This window comes from Streptomyces olivochromogenes (assembly GCF_021538895.1).
Taxonomy (GTDB): domain Bacteria; phylum Actinomycetota; class Actinomycetes; order Streptomycetales; family Streptomycetaceae; genus Streptomyces; species Streptomyces olivochromogenes_A.
Genome location: NZ_JADDRL010000013.1, coordinates 15,440 through 35,873 on the forward strand (window position 1 = coordinate 15,440; position 20,434 = coordinate 35,873).

Annotated in this window: 19 protein-coding genes and 1 pseudogene; 6 read left to right on the top strand and 14 right to left on the bottom strand. The window is 69.2% G+C overall.

The features are described from left to right. Positions 1–126: 126 nt before the first annotated feature. The gene (locus tag IPZ69_RS08640; protein ID WP_235453425.1) at positions 127–3,159 is read left to right on the top strand and encodes a SpoIIE family protein phosphatase; all 3,033 of its coding nucleotides are present in this window, start codon (positions 127–129) and stop codon (positions 3,157–3,159) included. A gap of 75 nt (positions 3,160–3,234) precedes the next feature. Here IPZ69_RS08640 and IPZ69_RS08645 read toward each other — a convergent pair. Further along, positions 3,235–3,333 (bottom strand): annotated as a pseudogene (locus IPZ69_RS08645) (class F sortase); the annotation flags it as partial. 137 nt (positions 3,334–3,470) lie between these two features. After that, on the bottom strand, positions 3,471–3,866 hold the full coding sequence (locus IPZ69_RS08650) for a hypothetical protein (RefSeq protein ID WP_235453426.1): 396 nt from the start codon (positions 3,864–3,866) through the stop codon (positions 3,471–3,473). A 307-nt stretch (positions 3,867–4,173) separates the two neighbouring features. Between IPZ69_RS08650 and IPZ69_RS08655 the strand changes: the two genes are divergently transcribed. Beyond that, positions 4,174–4,623 (top strand): TetR/AcrR family transcriptional regulator, encoded by a 450-nt coding sequence (locus IPZ69_RS08655; RefSeq protein ID WP_235453427.1) that lies wholly within the window; start codon positions 4,174–4,176, stop codon positions 4,621–4,623. A gap of 155 nt (positions 4,624–4,778) precedes the next feature. Here the strand turns inward: IPZ69_RS08655 and IPZ69_RS08665 are convergent, their stop codons facing one another. Both IPZ69_RS08665 and IPZ69_RS08670 read right to left on the bottom strand, forming a co-directional pair. Beyond that, positions 4,779–6,299: a cellulase family glycosylhydrolase gene (locus tag IPZ69_RS08665; protein WP_374293022.1), complete on the bottom strand. Its 1,521-nt coding sequence runs from the start codon at positions 6,297–6,299 to the stop codon at positions 4,779–4,781. Positions 6,300–6,462: 163 nt separating this feature from the next. Then, on the bottom strand, positions 6,463–6,810 hold the full coding sequence (locus IPZ69_RS08670; RefSeq protein ID WP_235453429.1) for a VOC family protein: 348 nt from the start codon (positions 6,808–6,810) through the stop codon (positions 6,463–6,465). 229 nt (positions 6,811–7,039) lie between these two features. Between IPZ69_RS08670 and IPZ69_RS08675 the strand changes: the two genes are divergently transcribed. Then, entirely contained in the window at positions 7,040–7,888 is an 849-nt protein-coding gene (locus tag IPZ69_RS08675) for a thermonuclease family protein (protein ID WP_235453430.1), read from the top strand. A 33-nt stretch (positions 7,889–7,921) separates the two neighbouring features. Here IPZ69_RS08675 and IPZ69_RS08680 read toward each other — a convergent pair whose 3' ends face one another. The 8 genes from IPZ69_RS08680 to IPZ69_RS08715 form a co-directional block, all read right to left on the bottom strand. Beyond that, positions 7,922–9,184 (bottom strand): DUF418 domain-containing protein, encoded by a 1,263-nt coding sequence (locus tag IPZ69_RS08680; RefSeq protein WP_268834383.1) that lies wholly within the window; start codon positions 9,182–9,184, stop codon positions 7,922–7,924. 129 nt (positions 9,185–9,313) lie between these two features. Beyond that, positions 9,314–10,567: an MFS transporter gene (locus IPZ69_RS08685; RefSeq protein WP_235453431.1), complete on the bottom strand. Its 1,254-nt coding sequence runs from the start codon at positions 10,565–10,567 to the stop codon at positions 9,314–9,316. Beyond that, entirely contained in the window at positions 10,564–11,688 is a 1,125-nt protein-coding gene (locus IPZ69_RS08690; RefSeq protein WP_268834384.1) for a PLP-dependent cysteine synthase family protein, read from the bottom strand. Before IPZ69_RS08690 ends, IPZ69_RS08685 begins: the two co-directional genes overlap by 4 nt. A gap of 126 nt (positions 11,689–11,814) precedes the next feature. Beyond that, on the bottom strand, positions 11,815–12,243 hold the full coding sequence (locus IPZ69_RS08695) for a hypothetical protein (protein WP_235453433.1): 429 nt from the start codon (positions 12,241–12,243) through the stop codon (positions 11,815–11,817). A gap of 74 nt (positions 12,244–12,317) precedes the next feature. Continuing rightward, complete coding sequence (locus IPZ69_RS08700) at positions 12,318–13,040, bottom strand: Type 1 glutamine amidotransferase-like domain-containing protein (RefSeq protein ID WP_235453434.1); 723 nt, start codon at positions 13,038–13,040, stop codon at positions 12,318–12,320. A gap of 174 nt (positions 13,041–13,214) precedes the next feature. After that, positions 13,215–14,435, bottom strand: a complete 1,221-nt coding sequence (locus IPZ69_RS08705; RefSeq protein WP_235453435.1) for an esterase/lipase family protein — start codon at positions 14,433–14,435, stop codon at positions 13,215–13,217. Positions 14,436–15,170: 735 nt separating this feature from the next. Next, on the bottom strand, positions 15,171–15,521 hold the full coding sequence (locus tag IPZ69_RS08710) for a carboxymuconolactone decarboxylase family protein (protein ID WP_235453436.1): 351 nt from the start codon (positions 15,519–15,521) through the stop codon (positions 15,171–15,173). Between the two features lie 87 nt (positions 15,522–15,608). After that, positions 15,609–16,391 carry an SDR family NAD(P)-dependent oxidoreductase gene (locus IPZ69_RS08715; protein ID WP_235453437.1) on the bottom strand — a complete coding sequence of 261 codons (783 nt, stop codon included), beginning with the start codon at positions 16,389–16,391 and terminating at the stop codon, positions 15,609–15,611. A 249-nt stretch (positions 16,392–16,640) separates the two neighbouring features. Here IPZ69_RS08715 and IPZ69_RS08720 point away from each other — a divergent pair, with 249 nt between their 5' ends. Then, positions 16,641–17,015, top strand: a complete 375-nt coding sequence (locus IPZ69_RS08720; RefSeq protein ID WP_235453438.1) for a glyoxalase — start codon at positions 16,641–16,643, stop codon at positions 17,013–17,015. Positions 17,016–17,512: 497 nt separating this feature from the next. Then, positions 17,513–18,499 (top strand): L,D-transpeptidase, encoded by a 987-nt coding sequence (locus IPZ69_RS08725; RefSeq protein ID WP_235453439.1) that lies wholly within the window; start codon positions 17,513–17,515, stop codon positions 18,497–18,499. A 149-nt stretch (positions 18,500–18,648) separates the two neighbouring features. Here the strand turns inward: IPZ69_RS08725 and IPZ69_RS47705 are convergent, their stop codons facing one another. Then, entirely contained in the window at positions 18,649–18,909 is a 261-nt protein-coding gene (locus tag IPZ69_RS47705; protein WP_374293028.1) for a hypothetical protein, read from the bottom strand. Positions 18,910–18,950: 41 nt separating this feature from the next. Further along, positions 18,951–19,187, bottom strand: a complete 237-nt coding sequence (locus IPZ69_RS47710) for a hypothetical protein (RefSeq protein ID WP_374293030.1) — start codon at positions 19,185–19,187, stop codon at positions 18,951–18,953. A gap of 197 nt (positions 19,188–19,384) precedes the next feature. Between IPZ69_RS47710 and IPZ69_RS08735 the strand changes: the two genes are divergently transcribed. Next, positions 19,385–20,290: a poly-gamma-glutamate hydrolase family protein gene (locus tag IPZ69_RS08735; RefSeq protein WP_235453440.1), complete on the top strand. Its 906-nt coding sequence runs from the start codon at positions 19,385–19,387 to the stop codon at positions 20,288–20,290. The last annotated feature ends 144 nt before the right edge of the window (positions 20,291–20,434 follow it).

Here is a 20,434-nt window from a genome sequence, read left to right on the forward strand (position 1 = left end):
AGATGAAATCGCCTAGGTTGTTCCAATTAAGATGGGTTCCGCGGATGTAGATCGCTGCGGGTCCACATCCGATCGCATGTGGTCCAGCGGGTACCCGAGCGGTGAGGGAGGCGAGGGTCGGCAGTGGTGAACACCAGAGACGGCGATCCGGACAACACCGGCCCGTCCATACCCCACGTCCCCCATCCGCTGCATCAGCCGCAGGGCCTGCGGACCATGCAGGCCGTGCGGCCCATGGAGCGACACCGCATGCGGATGCTGCTGCTCGACGCCGTGGACGAGGACCGGCGTGATGTCGACGTGCTGCTGACCGCGCTCCAGCAGGCGGTGGCCGAGGTGCATGGCCTGGGCGGCATGGTGCATCTGCCGGGCGGCGGCATGAGCGGCATCCTCTACCTCGTCGCCGACAGTGGCCTGCCGGAATCGATGACCCGGCCCTGGCTGATCATCCCGGCACGGGGTACGGCGCCACCCAGCAGGGCCGCCCGCAACGACACCATCACCTGGCAGCCCGACCTGGCTCCGCCCGACCCGGTGCCGGGCCGGGACCCCGCCTCCCTGTGGCCTGCCGAGCTCCCCGCCGGCATCGGTCACCTGTCCGTCCCCATTGCGAGCAGCGGCTGGCGACGCGGCGCGCTCTCCGTCCTCTTCGCCCCGGGCACCGAGCCCGGCGCGGCGGAGCTCGCGTTTCTGAACGAGGTGGCGGCCTGGATGTCCGGGAGGCTCAGGTCGTCCGGGATCCTCAATCCGTCGCCCACCCTGCTGCGCGCCCTGGACAACGGTCCGGGACCGCAGGAAGCCGGCTCACCGTGGGACGCGGAGGGGGGGCCCGCGATCACGTACACCTGGGACCTGCGCACCGGCGAGCTGACCTCCGACCTGCCCGTCGAGGAGGTACTGGCCGGCATCGATCCGGAGGTGATGAGCGGCGGTATCGAGGCGTGGGCGGAGCTGATCCACCCGGACGACCTGCCGGGGGCGGTGGCCGGCTTCGACACGGGCATCCAGCTGCGCGGCGGCTTCGAGAACGAGTACCGGATCCGGCGCCAGGACGGCACGTACGTCTGGATCGAGGCCAGCGCCCGGACGATCACGGACGAAGAGGGAACGCCGATGAAGGTGATCGGCACCCTCCGGGACAGTAGCGAAACGCATGCCGCCGCCGAGTCGGTGGGGCGGGCCCTGCAGCACATGAGCGACGGCTTCGTCTCCCTGGACAAGGACTGGCGCATCGGATTTCTCAACCAGGCCGCCGAGCGGCTCCTCGGCGCCGCGGGCGACGTGGCCGGAACCCTGCTCTGGAACATTCCCGCCGTACGTGCCGTACCGGGCCTGGAGGAGCGGTGCCGGGCCACGGTGGCCGAGGGCCGGCCGGGCGGATTCGACGTGCCGGGGCCGGACGGGACGTCGTGGTACCACCTGCGGCTGGTGCCGGTGCCGGAAGGCCTCACGCTCTACATCACCGACACCACCGAGCGGCATCTGCGAGAGGCCGAGCGGGCCGCCGCGGAGCGGGCGGGCGCGGAGCGGGCAGCCCTGGTGCAGCGGATCACGCGGGAGCTGGCCGAGGCCGTCACGGCCCAGGACGTGATGACGGCGGTGGCGGACGGCGTGATGACGCCCCTCGGGGCCACCGGACTCATCATGGTCGGCGTGGTCGGCGACCGGATGACCGTGCTCGGCTCCAGGGGACATTCGGAGCACTTCACCCGACTCCTGAACGCGCAGTGGACCGCGGGGGACACCGCGGACCCGGTGGGGGACGCCCTGAACACCCGCGCTCCCCTCTACATCTCCTCGCCGGAGGAGTTCCTGAAGCGTTACCCCGAGACCGAGATCGTGGTCCGAGAGAGCGGCACGCAGGCGTGGGCCATTCTGCCGCTGGCGGTATCGGGGCGCGGTATCGGCGCGGCCGTGATCTGCTTCGGCCGACCGCGGGTGCTGGACGATGACGAACGAACGCTGCTGACCGCGCTCAGCGGACTGATCGCACAGGCCCTGGAGCGGGCCGGACTCTACGACGAGGCGACGACCCGGGCCCGTACCCTCCAGCGCAGCCTGCTGCCGCAGGCGCTGCCCAAGCTGCCCGAGGTGACGGCGGCGGCGCGCTACCAGCCGGCCAAGCAGGGAGCCGACGTCGGCGGCGACTGGTACGACGTGATCCCGCTCTCCGCGGCCCGGGTGGCGTTCGTGATCGGCGACGTCATGGGTCACGGCATGGCCGAGGCCGCCACCATGGGCGCGCTCCGTACGGCCGTCCGCACCCTCTCGGAGCTGGAACTCCCGCCCGACGAGATCCTCGGCCACCTCAACGACATCGTCGGCGAGCTGGGCACCGATGCCTTCGCCACCTGTCTGTACGGCATCTACGACCCGGTGACCCGGCGCCTGTCGTACGCGAGCGCCGGTCAGCCGCCCCCGGCGGTCGCCCATCCCGACGGGACCGTCACCTTCCTGTCCATGACCCCGGACCCGCCACTGGGGGTGGCCGCGCCGCCCTTCGAGACCCGCGAGACCCTGCTGCCCGCCGAGAGCCTGCTCGCTCTCTACAGCGACGGCCTGGTCGAGAGCAAGGACAGGGATGTCACCACCGGCATGAACCGCCTCGCCGAGCTGCTCTTCGAGTCCGTGAACGCCATGCCGACCTCACCGGCGGACGCGTCCGACCTGGACGCCCTCTGTGCCGGCCTCACCTCCGCTCTCCTCCCCGACTACGGCGAACTGGTGGACGACGCCGCCCTGTTGCTGGTCCGCACCCACCCGCTGGACGCGGAGAACGTCGCCGAGTGGCCGTTGCCGGAGGACCCGGTGGCGGCAGGCCAGGCCCGCGAGCTGGTCCGCGCCCAGCTCACCGACTGGGACCTGGCCGACGAGGACCTGATGATGACCACCGAACTCCTGGTCAGTGAGCTGGTCGGAAACGTCGTCCGGCACGCCGTCGGCCCGATGCGGCTGCGCATGCTCCGCAGTCGCGCACTGATCTGCGAGGTCTCCGACGCCAGCCTGACCACGCCGCACATCCGCCACACCTCCGCCACCGACGAGGGCGGTCGCGGCCTGCAGCTCATCTCCGCACTCTGCCAGCGCTGGGGCACCCGGCACACCCGCACCGGCAAGGCCATCTGGACGGAACAGCCCTTGCCCAGCGCCCCAGTTTGATCCTCGACCTCGCAGGTCCGGTGCCGGGTGCCGGGTCAAGAGCGGCCCCGTTGCGCGCCGCTGCCTGCTCCGATGTCAGCCGATGAGGTCCCCGTAGACGATGATGTTGTCGGGGTGGTGACCGTTCTCGACCGGCCCACCACAGGTGATCAGCCTCAACTCGGGCCGCGTGGTGCGGAAGGGTGAGTTCCCCGTCACTGCCGTGTCACAGGCCACACCTGAACAGCCTTGTTCTCGGCGCGCGTTGGGATGCATGCGGGGGTACGCGTCCCAGTCGAGATCTCACCCGGACTGAGCCTCCACACGACGCATCAGTCACTAGTGGTGGAACAGTCCTCCGGCTTCGTGCCGGTGAGATCACACAGGGCGGCGTCGGCTTGGCCCTCCGAAGGGTATTCATGAAGCAGGGTGGCTGCCGCACGAGCGCCGACGTCGAAGCATGTGGGGTTCTGTTGCACGATCAGGCCGAGGATCTTCGCTCGCGATGCGTCGATGGTGGTCTGGTGGGAGTCGATCTCCTCCGCTTGGGACCCTCGACGCAGTTGCTCGCGGATCTGATCGGCTCGTCGATCAAACTCGTGCTTGGTCTGTTCACACGCAGCGGACCGCTCGGATGCGCCGTCCTGTTGCCCAGCCCCGACGGCGTAGCCGCCCGTGGCGAGAGCGATTGCCGCTGCGCCGGCCAGCGCGATCAACGAAGGTCTCATGGCGAGGGATGTTATCTGCCCAGGTCAGGAAGCCAGTAGGCGGGTCCGCATCACGGATATCGCCACAGCATGGGCCCCGGGTGCTGTCACCACATCCCGGGGTCATGCATCCACTTCCTTGACCACGCGGTTCAACGACTGGCAGGGGCAAGGGTTACGCCCAAGGTCCCACCCACGCACAGCGCTCCCTCGTTGAACTCGACGGGCAGACTCACCTGTTTAGGAACGATCGTTCTTGACTGGTCGTTCTTTTACTCCGTAGGGTCGGGGCATGGGACGACCACGCGCCTTTGACACGGATCAGGCTGTGACGACAGCGGCCGCCCTCTTCGCCGCTCGCGGCTATGAGGGCACCTCGGTGGACGACCTGGTCACTGCCACCGGCATCCACCGGGGCAGCCTGTACAAGGTCTTCGGCTCCAAGCGGAGCCTGCACCTGACGGCCCTGCGCAATCACCTCGACCGCGAGATCCTCCCGACCACCGCCGCCGTCGCCACCCTCACCGACCCCACGCAGGCCCTGACCGCGGCCATCGCCTCGTACGACAACGGCCCGGCCGCAGGCCTCCTGCTCATGGCCGCGGTCGAACGGGCGCCCCACGACCCGGAGGTCGCCACGCTGGTCACGAACGCGATCACCGCACTCGAAGACGCCCTGCGCCCCTCCCACGGCGAGGCCGCCCCTCATATCGCCTCCACCGTCCTCGGCGCCCGACTGCGCCTGCGCGCCCAGCCCAGCACCCCCAAGGAGCACTGACATGGCCCGGATCTCCATCGATCGTGAACACGGCCTCCTGGACGCCGAATTCCAGGGCCTGGACAAGCTCTGGACCTTCAAGAGCCGCCTGGAAGTCCCCCTTGTCCACGTGCGAGGCGCCACCCACGACCCCGGCATCGCCCGCGAGCCGAGACCTACGACCGCCTCGTCATCGAGGTCGACGATCCGCGCGCCGCTGTCGCCCTCATCGAGCAATCCATCGCCCAGAGCTGATGATTCAGGGGATCTCGGGTGCCGGCGCAGGCCACTCCGGCCTTGGGTGTCACAACCACCGTCACATCGCGGTCGGCAGCGGCGCTTGTGGTGAGTCGGACCGTTGCCGCCTTCCCTGCAGGTACCGCGGAGGGTTGGGCAGTGGCTGGGCCGTCGACGGCGATCCGCCAGCCCGCCGGGCTTGGGGGCAAGGACAGTTCGGTCGTTCCGCCGCGCCGCGGTTCGTAGCTGAGCCGGTAGGTTCGTGTGGCCGGGGTGTAGCTGTCGACGTGGACCGAGCCCGCGACAGCTCGGGCGTACGGCCGTACGGTCCGCTCTTTGTTGGGGCGCAGCTGACCGTTCGCGTCCACCGCGCAGTAGCCGCCGCCATAGCACCACTCCCAGCCTGCCCAGCCGCCGCTGTAGCGGTCCATGGATGTCAGGGCGTCGTCGTAGAAATGGTGCATGTTGGGCAGGTCGCCGTTCAGCGGCCCCCACTCACCCACGACGACCGGGGTGCCGTACCGGCGCGGATAGCCGACCACGGCGGCCTCGTACGCCTCCAGCCAGCCTCCGTCCGGGTCGTAGTCTCCGCCCGCCTCCATCACGGCGTTGTACAGGTGAGGGGCGTACACCACCTTGGGGTCGTCGATCCGGCCCAGACCGGTCGGCACTCCCTCGCCCACGATCGGGGTCGGCTCGACGAACAGCCAGTTGTCCGAGCCGACCTGCCGGACGGCGTGGGCAATCCGGTTGTACATGGGAGTGAGCTGCTGGGCTTCGATTCGCCCCGCGGCGGTCGGCAGGTCCTCGCCCGCGTTGATGCGGCCCATCGGCTCGTTGATGAGGTCGTAGCCGAGAACGGCGGGGTGCCGGCCGAACCGTGCGGCAAGCAGTCGCCACATGCGTCCCTGCGCCCTTCTCAGATCGGCGTCCTGGTAGAGGTGCTGGAACGCGGCCTGCACCGCCGGCTCGAAGTACTCGGAGAACCAGTCGTCCGGGTGAGGTGTGAACGGCAGACCGTCCGTGCGCGTCGCCCACTCGGGGATGCCGCGGTGTCCGAACCGGGGGCCGAATACGTCCTGGTGGGCATCGATCACCACATGGATCCGGTAGCGGTGGGCCCAGTCCAGGATCCGCTCGATCTTGCCCAGATATCGTTGGCTGTAGTGGCCGGGTTGCGGCTCCAGGTCGTCCCAGAAGACCAGTAGCCGGGCGAAGTCGAAACCCTGGGTCGACAGGTCACGGAAGTGCCGCTCCGTGATCGCGGACAGCGCGTCGGCACCGCGGTGCGCCTTGTCTCCCACGTTCCAGCCCCGCAGGGTGAGTGCCCGGCCTCGGTCATCGGTGACAGGGTGCCCGGCAGCGGCAGGCTCGACGGCACCCGCATACGCGGGACCGGGATGCACCAGGGCCGCGAGGATTGCCAAAGCGGCCATGGCGGCGACCGCGCACCTGCGCATCAACACCTCCGGGTCATGGCGCGAACTCGCGCCGAGTTCGCAACCACTCGACTGCGCAGCGAGCTAACCGGGTCGCCCGGCTCTCCACAAAGGCGAGAACCGGACGACGTCAGGTGCGGGTCGGCGTCGGTCAGCTTCGGGCGGGCGCGTGCTCGCCCCAAGTTCAGCGGTGGCTCAGAACGTTGACCACGCGGCCGTTGGGGTCGCGGACGAAGAACCGCCGTACGCCCCAGTCCTCGTCCTGCAAAGGGTGAACGATCTCCGCGCCGCTGTCCCGCATGACCGCATAAGCCGCATCCACGTCGTCGACTTCGACGCTCATTTCGGGGGTGATCGGAGCGGTCTTGTCGCCGGTCATCACGCTCACCTGGGCCGACGGACTGGACGGCGAAGCAAGGGTCATGATCCAGCCGTGGTTCATGACTTCTTCAAAGCCCAGCAGGCCATAGAACTCCCGGCTCTCTGTCGCGGCCTCTGACTGGATGACGGGCATGACACGGCGAACGGCCATCGATGACTCCTCAAGAGCACGAACGGATCCAGGACGGTCCAGGGGTACCACGGTCCGTCCGCCGCCACCGGTTGACGGCGTCCAGGCTCAATCCGCGCGCCTCACGGACAAACTCCCCATTCGACCCCTACTTTGGTCACTACGCGCAAATTGTCCGTATGTTCGAGTTGCATCCGTGTGTGCGTACGGCGGTGCTACCCATCCTCCTTCGTTCCCCCTAGGAGTCGCCATGCCTCTGCTGCTGGTCCAAGGCACGTTCCATCTGAAGAACACTCAGCCGGACGGCGATACCGTCCACTTCGTCGCGGACAACGCGAGTGACTGGAAGCTGGTCAAGGGCAGGAACCCGGTGCAACTCACCGGCACGGGTGAAGCCAAACTCCGGCTGGAGGGCATCGACGCGCTGGAGACGCACTACCACGACGAACACCAGCCGCTGCAGTTCGGCCATGCCGCTGCCGCCGAACTCCTCACCTGGCTCGGCTTCAACGACGTACAGCGTCGGCCGGACGAGACTGTCACCGCCTCGACCCCCGAGAGCACGCCCGGGTACGTCCTCACCGGGGGCGCCGACCTGTACGGCCGCGTCGTTTCCCTCGTCGGCCGGGGCACTCCGCCCGCGGCCAGTGGCGCGGCCGTCACCGTCGACGTGCCGCTGCTGCGGCAGACCGCCAACCATTACCTGGCCGCACAGGGGCTGGTCTATCCGACCTTCTACGCCGGCCTCTTCCGCGACCTGCGAGAGGAACTCACCACCGTCGCGCAGAGCGCCCGGGCGGCCGGTCAGGGGCTGTGGCCCCAGGACGTGACCACCACCGGATTCAAGGTCACCGGGCCGTCCACCATCACCGACGACGTCGTGATCCTGCCCAAGGTGTTCCGGCGACTGATGGACCACTTCCACGCCGGCATGTCGATCTCCTGCTTCCCCGCCTACCTCGCGGGCAAGGAGGACAAGTTCACAGTCCTGTCCACCAACGAGCGCTTCGCGGGTCTGCAACACGTCGTCACCGTCACCAACAGCGGAACCGTCCGCGTAACCCGCCCGGTCGACGACCTGATCTTCGACGAGGAGTGAGAAGCCGGGCCGCGTGTGCGCACTGCGTCCGCTCTATTTGACGATCCGTGCCGACCGGGTCGCCGTGTGGAGGAGTTGTTCCAGGGGGCCTCGCCGAAACAGTCGCGTCCAGACGGTCGCCAAGAGCATGGCTCCTGCGATGAAGGCGAGCAGCACCGGTAGAGCGGAGAGGCCGTCCCCGTCGACCGCGGCCACGTACCAGACATCGCTGAAGAACCACAGCGCCACGATGTGCAGGACGTACACGGTCAACGCTGTCATGCCGACCGCGGCGACGGGTGTGGCCAGGCGCGTGAGGCGCGGCATCCGTTCGGCAACGGTCAGGCACGCGGCGACCACGGCAAGGGCAACTCCGGTGTTCCCGACGATCGAAAAGGTCGTCTGGCTGTGCGGTGCCGCCACCAGCAGCCAGGCGAGCGGGGTTCGGCCCTCGGGCGTGCCGACGGTGTCGGACCACCAGGCGGACGATGCCGAGCCGCCGTCCGTGGCGGAGGCGACGGCGGACAGGGCGTGGGGGACCAGGCGCAGGGCCAGCCAGGAGCCGCCGTAGCCCAGCAGGGCGAGCGCCCCGCCGATGAGCGCGAGCCGGGATCTGATGCCTGGCCGAGTGAGGTCCAGCCGGGCCACTGCCATGCCCGCGATCAGGAAGGGGATCCAGGTGAGCACGGGATACTCGCCGGTGAACAAAAGTTCGACGATGCCGTCCGTGCCACTGAGCAGGGCCAACGGGTCATGGCTGGTGATGGCGTCTGCCCAGTTCCCGTCCTCGATGGATCTTCTGATCACGTACAGGACCTGGGGCAGGACCAGCGCACTCGCGGCAGCGACGAGGACGAGCGTCCCCGCCCGCAATCGGCGCAGCGGGAGGACGGTCAGGAAGAGCAGCCCGTAGAAGCTGAGGATCACGTCGACGTCGGTGTCCAAGGCGGTCAACGCGTAACCGAGCGCCAGCAGGACGACGGCCCGGATCACTATCCTGACCGTCGCCTGACGGCCTGCGCGCCCGGTATGGGGGTCCGGGCGCCCGGTGATGATCACCAGCGAGAAGCCGGCGAGCAGGGCGAAGAGGGCGGAGGAGCGGCCACGTGCCGTCTCCAGCAGGAATCCCATCGGGCCGCCGACCGTCACATCGGGCCCGACGTGGGCGGAGTACATGCCGAGGACCGCGAGTCCGCGAGCCAGGTCGATGCCGATCAGCCGCCCCGTCGAGGGCCGTTCGGCGGCAATGGGGGAACGGTCGTCCAAGAGCGAGGGGGACACGTCTGCCGACTCGACCGAGGGCGCATTCTGGGTCATACCTCAAGGATTCACCACCCGAGCGCCCGAGACACCCCGGCAGCCTTCCGGAAACACCCCGCCGACCGGCCGACGTCATGTCTCCGATCGGCGGGTGCTCCGTGCCCGTCGCCGGGAGGACGGCCCACCTCATCCGGTCACCGGCACCGGTACGGGCGCGAGGTGCCCGGTGCGGTGCAGACGTGCCACCAGTCCGGCGCACAGGAATCCGGTGGCGGCCAGCGCCGCCCAGGGCAGCCAGCGCACGCCCGTGTCGAACAGCGCCCCGACCACGAGGTTCCCGAGCGAGATCGCGATGCCGGAGACGGTGTTGTAGGCGCCGTAGTAGGTCGCGATGAGCCGGTCGCTGGAGAGGCGGACCACGGTGTCCATCTCGAAGGGGTAGAGCAGGGCCCCGCCCCAGGCCAGCAGCGCGGCGCAGAGCAGGAGCGCGAGGACGCCGGCCGCGAGGCCGACGGCTCCGTCGTAGGGGCCGGGCAGGACCAGCAGGAACGCGGCCCCCATCATCGCCAGCCCGTAGGCGATGGCCCGCGGCCCAGGCAGAGTTCGCTTCGCCCAGGCGGTCAGCTTCAGCTGTCCCGACAGCGCGGCGAGCGCGGAGACGGCGAAGACCGCCCCGGTCACCAACCCTGTCCGGTCACCGAAGAGTTCCCGGGCACGGAGAGGGAGAGCGAGATAGACCTGGAAACCCAGGACGTACGAGCCCGTCATGGCGGCGGTGAACAGCAGGAAGGGCCGGTTGGCGGCGACGGTGCGCCAGTCCGCGGCCACGGCGCGCCAAGCCGGTTCCGCGCTCCGGTCGGCCGGGGGGCGGGCCGACAGGGCGCGGGCCTGGAGGACGGCCAGGACGGCGAAGATGAGCGCCGCGACCGTACACACCGCGCCGAAGTCCCAGGTCAGCAGGGCGAGTCCCATCAGTGGGCCGATCAGGATTCCGGCCTGGTAGAAGACGTTGAAGGCGGCGAAGGCCTCGACCCGGCGTTCCTCGCCCGCGTCGGCGGCCAGATAGGCCCGCACGGCCGGGTTGAACAGCGCACCCGCCAGCCCGGTCAGAGCAGAGGCCATCAGCAGCGCGGGCAGCGTGTCCGCCAGCGCGAGCAGTCCGAAGGCGATCGTCCGCAGCGTGCATCCGATGAGAATCATCGGCTTGCAGCCGTAGCGGTCGGCGAGGGTGCCGCCGACGAGGAACATGCCCTGCTGGGAGAGGTTGCGCACGCCGAGAACCAGGCCCACCGTCCAGGCCGCGAGGCCGAGACCGTGGGCGAGGTGATCGGCCAGGTAGGGCATGAGCATGTAGAAGCCGAGATTGATGGCGAACTGGTTGACCATCAGCAGCCGCGCCGGCCGGTCGAAGGAGGCCACCTGGGTCCGCAGCCCCCTCATCGGGCGGCCGCCTCGGCGCGCTGCGCGGTCGTGCGACCGAGTGGATCGCGGACCTTGCCGCACCTGGTCCAGCCGGTCACCTCACGCTCGTCGGGCTCGGCGATCTCATCGGGTTCCGGCGGTGGTTCCTGCACCAGCAGTTGCTGGTCGCGGCACCATGCGTCGTTGTAGACGGTGTCCAGGTAGCGGTGCGGGCCGTCGGGGAAGACCGCCGCGATCCGGGTGCCGGACGGATGCGTCCGGGCGACCCATCCCGCGACGAGCGCGACGGCCCCGACGCTCCAGCCACCTGTCGCGTAGTGGCGCCGGCCCAGCTGGCGGCAGGCCCACACGGCCTCGACCGGCGCCACCCAGTGCACCTCGGCGAAGGCCCCGTAGTCGACGTTGCCCGGGTGGATGCTGGAGCCCAGGCCGCGCATGAGTCTCCGCCGGGCGGGCTGCCCGAAGATCGTGGAGCCGACCGAGTCCACGCCGATCGTGGTCAGCGTGGGGAAGGACTCGCGCAGTACGCGGGAGATGCCGGCGGAGTGGCCTCCGGTGCCCACCGACACCACGAGGACGTCAATATGGCCGAGTTGCGCGATCAGCTCCGTGGCCAACGGCCCATAGGCGGCCGCACTGTCGGGATTGTGGTACTGGTCCGGGCAGTACGCGCCCGGCGTGCGCGCCAGCAGTTCCGCGACGCGCTCGCGGCGGGCCTGCTGCCAGCCGCCGTCCGCATACGGGGCGGCGACCTGGTCGACGTGCGCGCCGAGTGTGGTCAGCAGCCGCAGCACCGACGGCTCCATACCGGGATCGGTCACGACGGTGACCGGATGCTCGAAGGTCAGCCCGGCCAGCGCGAGCCCCAGGGCGAAGGTGCCGCTGGAGGACTCGACGATGGGAGTACCCGGCGCGAGCTCCCCGCGCCGACGGGCCTCATGGATCATGTGGAGACCGGGACGGTCCTTGATGCCGCCGGGGTTCGCGCCTTCGAGTTTGGCGTAGAAGCCGCGGCCGGGTGGGGCGAAGGGTTCGTCGACCCACAGGACCGGCGTGCTGCCGACCAGTTGCGAGGGGCGGCGGGCAACCAGGGGGAGCGGTGCGTGGGCTCCGAGGGCTTGAGGCAGGGGGAAGTTCATGCGCGTTCGGCTCCTTCGCACCGCGCATACCGGGGCGCGGTGCGGTCGTCATGGGTCGGGGGTCATAGGCGCGCGGGCACGCCCCTGCCGCGGAATGCGGGCGGGGTCGGGGCGTGCGGGCGGCGCTCAAAGACGCCAGACGCAATGGAGCGCGAGGATCCGGGGGCTGTCGCTGGTGGGAACGGCGGTGTCGGACCGCCGGCACCGGACGGCGAGCATGAGTGCGCCGTCGGCCGATCCGGACGAGCCGGCCGCCGGTTCGGCCTGGTCGGACTCGGTGACCGCTTCGCCCGCCGTGGTCCTGGGGCGGTCGGCCGCGTGATCGATGTGGCCCCCGGAACTGTGCCGGTGTTCGGGGGCCGGCTCGTGATCGTGCCCGGTCTCGGCCGGCGGGCGAGGAACTGCGGCCGTCTCTACGGCCACATGCGGCCCGGTGAAGGAGGAGGCATGGACGGCACCGGCGAGGTGGGCGGCGATCAGGAGGACGAGGCCCAGGAAGAACCCCACGCGACCGGGCCGCATCGAGGCCCGCCGCACCATCCACACTCTGCTCACATACACAGCGTATTCGGCAGATTACGGACGGCGCGGGAAGCGGGGTGCCGGGGCGAGCCGCAGCCCCGGACGGTTCAGGGGAGAGGAATGGACTCGCCGGCCGCATGGGACCGTACGAGAACGGCGTCCCCTTCCGCGGGCCGTACGACATGGGCGCGCCCGAGCCCCGAGACCCGGGCGTGCCCGTCGTCCCCGAGCCCCACGAGGGTGTTCTCGTCGATGGCGATGCCGTACGGGACGTACCCGCGGGCGACGGCAGCGGCGAGCCGCGGGAGTGTGCCCCACTGCGCGGCGTGCACGTCCACCCCGAAGGGAACGAGCCCGAGTCCGGGCCGTACGTCGATCTCCGCCAGGTCCTCCGCGCTGTCCTCCGGACACACCGGGACCGCGTCCAGGAGCCATCCGCCGACCACGGCCTGCCGTGCGGCCACGGCGGCGCCCGCGGAGAACCCGGCATACGGGATCCCGCGTTCGGCGAGCAGACGCGGCAGCACTTCGAGGCACTCCGTGAACGCCTCCTGGTACGCGGGCGTCAGCCCGCCGCACACCAGCACCCCGTCGACGTCCGCCGCCCGCTCCGCCTCGAACCGTGTGCCGAGCGGCACCAGCAGGGGTACGGGCACGCAGTCCCCGGCCTTGCGCAACGCCCCTTCGTACCGGGCGAATTGTTCCTCGCCGTCGCCCTCGTCCGCGATCACACATCCGATGCGCGGAGCGTCCCCGGCCGCCCTCAGAAACGGCGCGTAGACCTCGGCGGTGTCCCATCCTCCGCCGATCAGAAACGTACGGCTGCCCATCCTGGTCCCTCCCGTGCTGTGAAGGGCGAATGTAGGAGGTGGGCAGGGGAACGGTCGACCGGATTACCGTGCGGGCCCCGGGCCCGAGGCGAATCGACACGATGCCCGCCGTGGGCAGGCGCGCCGGCGGCGGCCTGCCCACGGCGGGCATGCTCTGGCTGTGCCAGGGGGAGATCAGTCGGGCAGGCGGTCCAGCAGCCAGCTGCCCAGTTCCTCCGTGATGGCGGTGTGCGCCGTCGTGGTGGAGGAGCAGACGAAGTCGTCGACGTCGCTCTCGGACGGGTCGAGTTCGTCGATGTTCACGTACAGGTCCTTCTGCGCGTCGATGTCGCGGATCGAGACGGCGCTGATCGAGGGGACGAAGCAGACCTCCTCGTGCCGCAGGTCGACCTGGGCGCCGAACTTCTTCAGCATGTCGGCGAGGATCCCGTAGGAGCGGAGGGTGCCGCCGGGGGCGCCGTCCAGCTCCGGGAAGCCGGAGGTCTTGATGATCTTCTCGGCCTTGGGGAACCGGCGCTTCAGCTCGGCGACGATGACGTCCTTGCCCTGCGCCTGGGTGTAGAAGGTGGTGCCCGGGTAGATCCGGTCGACCTTCAGTGCGGTCTCGCCCGGCGTGATGGGCAGGCCGGTGCCGTCGCCGCGGCCGTTGGCGAGTGCGAGGATGCGGGGGATGCGCGGCCAGTTGCCGACGTCCGCCAGCCTCTGCAGGAACTCGGTGCGCTCCGGTGCGATCCCGATCTCGCCGCTCTTGGGGTCGTAGTGCCGCCAGAGCATCTGCCGGGCGGCCGGGCTGTTCATCTGCCGGGCGAAGTCGTTGGCGACCGGGATGAAGTGGGAGAACGCCTGCAGGCCGACGGGGATGACGGCGCCGCGGTGCGGGCTGTCGTAGGAGAAGTACAGGCGGGTGCGGTGGTCCATCCGCTGCGTCTCCATCTGGGCGAGGGCATAGCGGGTGACCATGCCGCCCATGCTGAAGCCGCCCACCGTCATCCCGGCGTCGCCGAGCTGCTCGGACAGCGTCCGCATGATGCACGCGTACGCCGCCTGGGCGTTGTCCAGGATGGAGGCGCTGCGCTCCTCGAACCCGAGCAGGATGACGTCACGGCCGCGGCGGCGCAGCTCGCTCAGGAAGGGGTAGTCACGGTCGAGGCCGGCGTAGAGCCACTTCAGGTCGCTCCTGCCGAGGTTGAAGCCGTCGGCCATGATCACCGGCCGGACGATGCCCTGGTTGCGTTCGCCGTAGTAGACGTGGGCGTAGCCGTTCGGCAGCTGCCACTGCTCGTCCGGCTCCGGCACGGGGTAGGGCAGTTGGACCGGGGGCGTGGAGCTCAACGGGGTGGGGAGAGTGAATTCTCCGACGCTCTGCTCGGCCTTCTCGTCCTGCTGTTCGGACACAGCCGGTCTCCTTCCGGATCCGCGCAGGGCGCAGCAGCCCGGTGGCACCGGGCTGGACGGCTACGGACGGCGCGAAGATCACGACCATCTTCAGCACACGCTTCCGCGGCATCCTGGATGCCGCTCGCTGTGTCCTTCGTATTAATGCAAGGCGTGGAGCCTGTGTTTGAAGCGGCCGTCTCACCCGTACGGCACAGGATCCTCATGGAGCCGGCGCAGAGCGGCCGGCTCACGCGAGAGCGGCGGCCGCACGCTCTGCCTCGTAACAGGGTTCGCACGTCAGGCGTCTGGCTTCGGGCCCCGGCGTCGCGGAGCCGGGCGGGCCGGGGAGCGGGTGATTGGTCACGTGCGCATGCCTGCCACAGATCCCCGCTCCGCACCGGGCGCAAACGGCTGCGGCAACGGCCGGGCTTGGGGTGACGGTCGAAGCACGACTCTCAAGAAGGCAGTCAAAGCAGTTCATGGCGACGTGCCTTTCTGGGTTTCGAAGCTTTGCCGGTCCCAATATAGTATGCCCGGCCCCATTAGGGCGCGCCGTAGCCCTATCTCCGGGAATCGCGGATTGTTGTCCGGCTGCGGAAGACCTGAGGTGGGGCCATTTGAATAAAGTCCGCCGAAGAAGTCCGGAATGCAAGTCCTGGCCTCTCGTGTGCATTACCCGCAGCATGACCGGTTCACCGGCCTTATTGAGGCAGTCCTCGCGCGCCACCTGCTCCCATCATGGTGGCAGGGGGCTCACTGGGCGTCGTTCTGCTCGGCCTGGTCGAAGAACTTCATGGCCATGAAGCCGTGTGCGTAGCCACCGCCCGCGCGCAGTGCCGCCGCGGTCATGACGGTCTCCGCCAGTTCCTGCTGAGTGGCGCCCTCGGAGTGCGCGGCCTTGGTGTGCGCCTCGATGCAGTACGCGCACTGGGTGGTCAACGCCACGGCCACCGCCATGAGTTCGGTGTACTTGCGCGGGATGACGTTGTTGCTGCCGCGCAGGACCTGTGCGTCCCAGGCCATGAACGCCTTGAAGGCATCGGGGGCGCCGGCGCGTATGTGCTTCGCGTACTGGTGGTCGGTGTGCTCGTGGTAGGACACCATGTGCTCCTGTGCTGTCGGCTGAGGAGTGCGGGACGTGGTGTCGTCCCGCAGTCGGCTGGCTGTACGGGGAGGGGGAGTGGCGGTTGGTCAGGTTCGCCCGGCCCGAACGCCGCCGTCGACGTCCCAGATGGCGCCGGTGATCCAGTCGGCCTGGTCGGACAGGAGGAAGGCCACGGGGGCGGCGACGTCCTCGGGGTATCCGATACGGCCGAGAGGGTGGAGGTCGATGAACGTCTCAAGCGTGGAGTCGATTTCGTCCTTGGGGACGAACGCCTCGTAGATGGGGGTGTGGACCACGGCGGGAGCGACGGCGTTGACCCGGATGCCGTGCGGGGCGAGTTCCAGGGCCAGGTGCTGGGTGAGGGAGTGCAGGCCGGCCTTGGCCACCGAGTAGGCCGAGGAAGGTGTCGCGGCCATGGCCTGATGCACCAGCATGCCGCCGATGTTGACGATGGCTCCCTTGTTGCCGCGGGCGATCATGTTGCGGGCGACGGTCTGGGTCACGAGGTAGAAGGCCCGGGTGATGGCCTGGTAGCGGTCGTAGTCCTCCGCGGTGTGGTCCAGGAAGGACTTGGGCTCGAAGACGCCGGCGGCGTTGACGAGCAGGGTGGCGTCGCCGTGCCGCTCGGTCAGCTCGTCGCGCAGGCGATCCACGGCGGAGCGGTCGAACAGGTCGGCGGCCAGGCCGACGGCGTCTCCGAATTCGGACAGCTCGGCCGCGGCCTTGTCGGCGCTGGCCTGGGTCCGGCCGGTGACGACGGCACTGCCGCCGCCCTTAAGGACCTGGCGGGCGGAAGACAGCCCGATACCGCTGGTACCGCCGATGACGATGACTTTCTGGCCGGTGAAGTGGAGAGCGTTGGTGGTCATGTGTGTGCTCCTGGATGCGTGTTCTGGGGTGCGTGTTCTGGGGTGCATGCACTGCGGTGCGTGTTCTGCGAGGGTTCGCAGGGAGCCGTAGGGGCTCACTTTTGTTTCTTATCTGGATAAAAGGGACTATGTGGATATGGCCTGAGCAGGGGTGGGCGTGGGTGGGTGCCGGTCCCGAGCGCAGGAGACGTGCGCCTTGCACGTAATTCGCGAGCAAGGCGTCGAGGGTGGCCGAGCCGCTCGCCCCTCATGCTCAGTGACGACTACCGGTTGGTGCACTTCACGCCGCCCGGCTCGGCGTGCTCGATCATCTTCGGCAAGGGAATGATCTCCGCCGAACCCGGCTCGGCCCAGGGCCTGTATCTCATCGTGTCGGACGTCGAACAGGCGCGCGCGGAACTCGTCGGGCGCGGCATCAAGGTGAGCGAGGTGTTCCACGACGCCGGCGGGCTCCTCCACCATGGCCACGAGGGCGGAGACGCCGTCCACCGCGACGCGGGCCAGGAACGGATCGCCGGCCCCGACCCCGACCGCACCTCCTATGCCTCCTACGCCACCTTCAGCGACCCGGACGGCAACGGCTGGCTGCTTCAGGAGATCACGCAACGCCAGCCTGGCCGGTGACACTTCGCTCGGCGGGGCCGCAGTACGTCGTTGCCTGCGGGTGTCTCTGGCGCCGCGTTGGTAAGTCGGCGCGAGCGGCTCCTCGCGCATAAGCCGTCGGCGGTGAAGTCGTACAGAGCCTGAAGCGGGGGCGTGCGGACGGCGGGATGGAACGGCCGTGCACGTCGTAACGGGACCACGCGCGCCCCTGCGCGGACGCCACGGCCGTGATCGAGCGAAGCCAACAGGCAGAAGACCTGTGTTCGAGGCGCCGCTCCGGACGCCGGCTGATGTCACCGACCGCTGGCCAACGCGGTGCTGCCCAACCCCGTCCACCCCGACGCGCTCCGAAGGTGGAAGGCGACGATGTCGCGCCTCTGATCGACCCCGACCCCGACGTGCGCACCGAGTTTTGAGACACGCTTTACACGACACGTGCAACTGCGGCCCACGTCCTGACTGTCTGACAGGGAGTCGGGCCCGTCGGGGGGCCGAAGAGCGAGAGATCGGGGCACGTCGTGGTACGGCGCAAGGGCAGCATAGGGATCGCACTCGTCACGGGTGCCGTGCTGGTGGGCGTCAGTGCCTGCGGCGGGGGCGGCAGCGACAAGGCGAGCGGGGACGACGGAAAGGCGTCGGGCAAGCCGAATGCGAGCGCCTCGCCGTCACCGACGAAGCCCGCGGGCCCGCCGATGCTGCTGGAGACGATCACCCCGCAGACGGGAACCACGGTCGGCGTGGCCATGCCGGTCTCGGTCGTCTTCACGAACCCGGTGGCGAAGAAGGCGCGGGCCGCGGTGGAGAAGCACATGAAGGTGAGTGCCTCGCAGCCGGTGGCAGGCGCCTGGCACTGGCTCACCGACAAGCGCGCCGACTGGCGTCCGAAGGAGTACTGGCCCTCCGGTACGACGGTGAAGATCGACGCTGACATGAAGGGCATCAGCAACGGCAACGGACGCTACGGAGTGCGCAATTACACGCACACCTTCAAGATCGGCGACGACGTGCGCGCCGATGTCTCGGTGACCGGCCACACCATGAAGGTGACCCGGAACGGCAAGGCGGTGCGCACCCTGTCGATCAACGCCGGCAGCGCTCAGTATCCGACGTGGAACGGCACGATGGCCGTCATCGACAAGCAGGAGAAGGTTCACATGAACTCCTGCACCGTCGGTATCAGCTGCGACAAGGGCAGCCCCAACTACTACGACCTGACGCTGCCGTGGGACGTCCACCTGACCCAGTCCGGCACGTACGTGCATTACTCGACCGGCGACCCGTATCCGGGCAGCGGCAGCGCCCGTGGCTCGCACGGCTGCGTCCATCTGTCCAAGTCGGACGCCAAGTGGTTCTACGGCCAGGTCAAGCAGGGCGACCCCGTCACCATCACCGGTTCTACCCGTGCCAAGGCCTCGCCCGAGAACGGCTACGCCGACTTCAGCCTGGGATGGGACGAGTGGCTCGCGGGCAGTGCGTCCGGGGAGGGGACGACCGCGACGTTGTGATGCACGGCGGTGGCGGCGTGAGTCAGCGCATCGATGATGCTGACCGCGAGGCCACCGCATTACTCGCTCTTCGGGCTGACCGGAAACGGGCCGGCCGGCACACGCCAAGTCCCGGCCGAGCGGCGGCTGATGGCAGGCCACCACCACGATCAGGCGCGGGCCCCGACCCGGGCCAGCATGCGGTCGGCAAGCTCCCGTGGGGGCAACTCGCCGTCCAGGAACACCGTGTCGCCGGGCAGGGCATCGGCCGCGGCCACGCACGCTTCGATCCTGTCCTTGCACCAGCGCCTGACACGCTCGTCCTGCTCGGGGTCGTCAGGCGTGAAGCTTCGGCCGTCGATCCGCTCTTCCAGGACCTCTCGGGAGACCTTGAGGAAGAAGTGGTGCACGTCGATGCCCGTGTCCTTCAACGCGCCGAAGATCTCACCGACATACCTGGGGTTGACCAGGGTCAGGGGACCAGGACCGGGCGGTCGTACTCCTCGATCAGTGCCACCGCCAGGTCGGCGACCTGGCGACGCCACAGGCGAAGGTCCTGGAAGTCGCCGGTCGGCACCTCCACGATCTCCCGCAGCACATAGCCGACCAACTCCGGGTCATAGGCCAGCGCCTCGGGCCAGCGCGGACGCAACTCGTCCACGAGCGTGCTCTTGCCGCTGCCGAACGCACCGTTCACCCAGACGATCAACGCATTCCTCCCCGGTCGCTGTCATGCCCGTGCGTCGGGCGGGATCAGCATGTCACTGCGTACGCCGCCCTGATCGGCGCAAGTGCCGCGCGTTTTCGCGCTCTCCGGCCCGCACAGTGGCCAAATGGCGCCCAGGGTAGTCATGTTCAACGGGTCCTGTCGGCAGGAGTCTTGAGGCCGTGATGCAAGATCGTCCCATGAACAACACCAGCAGACGCACCGTCCTGGCCTCGGTCGCCGCCGTTGCCGCCAGCCTGCCCACCCTCAATGCCGTGATGGGCAGCGGCGCCACGCCGGCCGCGGCAGCAGACCAGTACGGGTCCAACACCGAGCTGTACACCCGTACCGCCGCCAAGGAGGGCACCGACTGGGTGCGCCGTTTCCGCATCGGCGCGCCGGTGCAGGTCACGGACAATGCCCGCAGCACGAGCAGCCCCGTCAACAGCACGGCGGTGATCGCGCCGCACGGTGGTGGGATCGAGGCGGGTACGAGTGAACTGTGCATGGCCGTCGCCGGTTACACGCCCTTCGAATCCAACACCGACCCGGCGACCGCGGCGGTGCCGGGAGAGCCGCAGCGGGACTACTGGATCTTCGAGGCTCTGGCCAACTCAGCCGCGCAGCACGTCACTTCCACCCACTGCGACGACCCGGCCGCCCTCGCCGCCTGCGGCAACAACCTGTACGCCGTCTCCCTGCACGGCTTCGACGACACGTCCGTGAAGAAGATCATCATCGGCGGTCGGGACGAGCGGCTCAAGCGCAACCTGCTGGCGGCCTTCAGGAAGTACGATCTGACCTCCCCCGCGAGCAAGGCCGAATGGAACGTGACCGTGGTCCTCGCGGGTGCCGACGACCCCATCAACGGCGACGACCCGGCCAACATCGTCAACCGCACCCGCACCGGCGGCGGCGCCCAGATGGAGCTGTCCACGGCGCTGCGCGCGGCGATGTTCGGTGACTTCTCCGGCGCGGCCAAGCGCAGGACGACGGCCGGCGTGCCGAGCACCGGCAGCCCCGACGCCGACCACTTCTGGAACGGTTTCGTCAGCGCCGTCCGCGAGGCGATCAAGAACCACGAACTCGGCCTCGATTCCCTCTAGGCCTGCTGCTGGGGCACGTTGGTGACAGCACTGTGCTCTCACTGTGCTCTGGCATGGGTGAGGGTCCTCTGGATCCGGTGGGGATTGCGATCTCTACCGCCGGCCTCAGGAGGCCCTCATCCGACAGCCCGCAGCACGCCGACC

Excerpts from the sequence above, each read along its gene's own strand:
- IPZ69_RS08735 (WP_235453440.1), top strand. The coding sequence starts at position 19,385 with ATGAACAACACCAGCAGACGCACCGTCCTGGCCTCGGTCGCCGCCGTT.
- IPZ69_RS08650 (WP_235453426.1), bottom strand. The coding sequence starts at position 3,866 with ATGAGACCTTCGTTGATCGCGCTGGCCGGCGCAGCGGCAATCGCTCTC.
- IPZ69_RS08720 (WP_235453438.1), top strand. The coding sequence starts at position 16,641 with ATGCTCAGTGACGACTACCGGTTGGTGCACTTCACGCCGCCCGGCTCG.
- IPZ69_RS08690 (WP_268834384.1), bottom strand. The coding sequence starts at position 11,688 with ATGAACTTCCCCCTGCCTCAAGCCCTCGGAGCCCACGCACCGCTCCCC.
- IPZ69_RS08715 (WP_235453437.1), bottom strand. The coding sequence starts at position 16,391 with ATGACCACCAACGCTCTCCACTTCACCGGCCAGAAAGTCATCGTCATC.
- IPZ69_RS08680 (WP_268834383.1), bottom strand. The coding sequence starts at position 9,184 with ATGACCCAGAATGCGCCCTCGGTCGAGTCGGCAGACGTGTCCCCCTCG.
- IPZ69_RS08685 (WP_235453431.1), bottom strand. The coding sequence starts at position 10,567 with ATGAGGGGGCTGCGGACCCAGGTGGCCTCCTTCGACCGGCCGGCGCGG.
- IPZ69_RS08710 (WP_235453436.1), bottom strand. The coding sequence starts at position 15,521 with ATGGTGTCCTACCACGAGCACACCGACCACCAGTACGCGAAGCACATA.
- IPZ69_RS08665 (WP_374293022.1), bottom strand. The coding sequence starts at position 6,299 with ATGCGCAGGTGCGCGGTCGCCGCCATGGCCGCTTTGGCAATCCTCGCG.
- IPZ69_RS08675 (WP_235453430.1), top strand. The coding sequence starts at position 7,040 with ATGCCTCTGCTGCTGGTCCAAGGCACGTTCCATCTGAAGAACACTCAG.
- IPZ69_RS08670 (WP_235453429.1), bottom strand. The coding sequence starts at position 6,810 with ATGGCCGTTCGCCGTGTCATGCCCGTCATCCAGTCAGAGGCCGCGACA.
- IPZ69_RS08700 (WP_235453434.1), bottom strand. The coding sequence starts at position 13,040 with ATGGGCAGCCGTACGTTTCTGATCGGCGGAGGATGGGACACCGCCGAG.